4 protein-coding genes are annotated in these 2,781 nt (G+C 71.6%); 1 reads left to right on the top strand and 3 read right to left on the bottom strand.

Annotation, left to right across the window (positions count from 1 at the left end; genetic code table 11):
- From G6024_RS08815 to G6024_RS08805, 3 genes are all read right to left on the bottom strand, one after another.
- A partial coding sequence (locus G6024_RS08815; RefSeq protein WP_277355618.1) for a PEP/pyruvate-binding domain-containing protein occupies nt 1-385 on the bottom strand: 385 nt, incomplete at its 3' end.
- Nucleotides 382-1,386: a TIGR03617 family F420-dependent LLM class oxidoreductase gene (locus G6024_RS08810; protein ID WP_159148510.1), complete on the bottom strand. Its 1,005-nt coding sequence runs from the start codon at nt 1,384-1,386 to the stop codon at nt 382-384. The genes G6024_RS08815 and G6024_RS08810, both read right to left, overlap by 4 nt.
- Complete coding sequence (locus G6024_RS08805) at nt 1,383-2,513, bottom strand: Rv3169 family protein (protein WP_159148509.1); 1,131 nt, start codon at nt 2,511-2,513, stop codon at nt 1,383-1,385. Before G6024_RS08805 ends, G6024_RS08810 begins: the two co-directional genes overlap by 4 nt.
- A gap of 86 nt (nt 2,514-2,599) precedes the next feature.
- On the opposite strand from G6024_RS08805, the gene G6024_RS08800 reads away from it, so the two are divergent.
- On the top strand, nt 2,600-2,781 hold a 182-nt coding region (locus tag G6024_RS08800), incomplete at its 3' end, for a TetR family transcriptional regulator (protein ID WP_159148508.1).

The raw sequence follows: 2,781 nt of genomic DNA, 5'->3' as shown, positions 1-2,781 counted from the left end.
CGCGCCCCGATGCCGCCGACGCCACGCACGTCCGCACCGCCTCGGCCAGCGCCTCGACCGAGTCCACGCCCAGCACGGTGTCGTACTGCCCGGCGAAGGACTGTTGCGCGCCGTCCTCCCCGGCCGCCGAGGACCGCACCGCGACCGGGATCGCGCCCGCCTCGGCCATGCGGCGGTACCACCGGGCGGTGGTGTCGGCTGGGACGGTGGTGTGGGCTGGGACGGTGGTGTCGGACGGAGTGTCGACGACGACGAGGTCGCCCCCCGCGTCGGCGATGACGAACCCCGGCGGTACGTCCAGGCCCAGTCGGATGAGCTCGGCCAGACCTGCGGCTTTACCGCCGTAGCTGTCGTCGGTGACCTGCTCGAACTCGACGGTGTTCATGGCCGGCCCGCCAACTCGTCGACGATCTGCGCGAGCGCATCGGTGGCGATCGGCCCGGTCTGGTACAGGCACACGCGGTCGCCGACGCCGTTCACGCGGTCGCGGACGTGGGCGGCGACCTCGGCCGGGGAACCGCACGCGGCGATCGTGTGCAGGATCTCGTCGCTGATGAGCGAGGTCATCTCCTGCCACCGCCCCTGCTTGCTCATGGCGTTCAGCTCGGGCTGCAGATCGCCCCAGCCGTGGGCGTCCAACACCGGTTTGTAGGCGGGCGTCGAGCCGTAGAACGCCAACAGGCGGCGGGTGGACATGTGGTCGTCGTCGTCGCTCCTGTCGTCCGTCACGGACACGATCACCTCGGGCACCACCTCGAACTCCTCCTCGCTCCGCCCGGCGGCCGCCAGGCCCGCCCGAACCCTTGGCATCGTGTGCTCGTGGAGGAACCGGGTGGTGCCGAACGGCATCACGAGCAGCCCGTCGGCGGCCTCGGCGGCCGCGCGCGTCAGTCGCGGGCCGAGCGCACCGAGGTAGATGGGCGGCGGGCCGTACGGGGTGGGCGGCGGCACGAACGTGGGGGTCATGAGGGTGTGGCGGTAGAACTCGCCGCGGAAGTCCAGTCGCTCGCCCGTGGCCCATGTATGGAAGATCGCCCGCAGGGCGCCCACGAGGTCCTTCATCCGCTCGACGGGCCGGTCGAACCCGGTGCCGTAGCGCTTCTCGATCTGCGCCCGGATCTGCGTGCCCAGGCCCAGGATGAACCGGCCCTCGCTGAGCGTCTGCAGGTCGTGGGCCTGGTGCGCCAGCTGGATGGGGTTGCGGGGAAAGGCGATCGCCACGTTGGACATCAGGTCCAGGCCGCCGACCTGCGAGGCCAACACGAGGGGGGTGAACACGTCGTGCGGGCCCTCGAAGGTGAAGACGCCGGACGCCCCGGCCTCCCTGAGCTCCTCGGCGCGCCGGACCGCGTCGGTCGGGCTGAACAGGGCGGTCATGACCTTCATGCGCGCGCCCCAGCGTCCGCGCCGTCGGTCCAGTCCGAGAACCCCGAGGGGTGATGCGGGCAGATCACCCCGTGCTCGAACAGACCCGCGCCCTCGCGTCGGGTGCCGTCGGCCTCGGTGCACACGGCGTGGCCCACGTGGTCGATGAGGCTGAACGCCGCCCCGGCCATGACTTGCGGGTCCGTCAGATCGAAGGTCACGCGGTCGGTGAAGTTCTCGCCCTTCCAGGTGCCGTGCGCCCACGTCGGGTCGCCGCCATAACCGGAGCCGAACGCGATCGGGGCGTACAGCCGGGACTCCACCTCGAGCCGGATCTGCTCGCCCGCGCGGTTCATGAACTCCACCCGCACGCCCGTCGGGATCCGGGTGCCGGGCGTGTACTCGACCGCCACGCGCACGCCGTCGAGTTGCTCGACCCGGCCGTCGGCCCAGCGGCGGGTGCAGTCGTAGAGGCTGCGGTGGCCGACCGGGTCCTCCTGCAGGATGAGGAACAGCTGGAAATCGTCGAACGCCAGCGGGAGATACAGCCACCACATGCCCCGGAACGCCGTGTCGGGCCTGCCGGCCGGTTCGGCCTCGCCCACCGGGCGGATACCCCACGAGCGGTCCCGGGCGGCGACCGACGAGGAGTGGGTGACCTCCATCTTGTCGTCGTCGACCTCGATCCACCCCTCCCACGAGCCGACCTGAGCGAACCGGCTGGCCTGGAGCGTCACCCGCCGGTCGGTGAGCATGGAGTGCGGGTCCTCCAGCGCGGCGGGGAACAGGCCGCGCCACGTCAGGTCCGCGGCGATGCCCTCCGTTCGCTCGAGGGTCAGCCGGATCTCCCGCAGTGGCTCGATCACCTCCAGCCGGTACCCGCCGACGTGGGGGTTGAGGCGGTCGTCGTCGATGGCGTCGCTCATCCGCACCGCGGTCTGCGTGTCGCCGCGGCGGACCACGAAGTACGCGTCCTTCACGCCTAGGCGCGGGTAGTAGCCGATCCCGGTGAGCACCATGAAGCGGCCCTCGCGGTCCAGCACGTTGAAGTAGGAGCGGTCGTAGAAGTTGCGGTCCGAGGTGGTCGGCCACGTCAGCGGCGCGGGCGTCTGGTGGATGGGGAACTCGTCGAGCGGGCTCAGATGCACGGGGCTCTCCCTGGGGTGCTGGGTGGCGGGGTCCCGCGCCGGCGGCGGTAATACGATGTGCGGCGTATCGGAACTATGGTGAGACCATGACAGCAGACGGCGACACCGCGCGCGGCGGATCAGCGAAGTCCGCGCCGGGGCGGCCGCGCGACGGCCGGATCGACGCCGCGATCATCACCGCCACCCGCGAGCTCATCCTCGAGACGGGCTACCCGGCGCTGACGCTGTCCGCCATCGCGGCGCGCGCCGGCACGACCACCGCCGCGTT

This window comes from Dietzia maris, from assembly GCF_014144855.1.
Taxonomy (GTDB): domain Bacteria; phylum Actinomycetota; class Actinomycetes; order Mycobacteriales; family Mycobacteriaceae; genus Dietzia; species Dietzia kunjamensis.
Note: the sequence above shows the minus strand (reverse complement) of the source record. Positions and strands in the feature narration are given on the sequence as shown.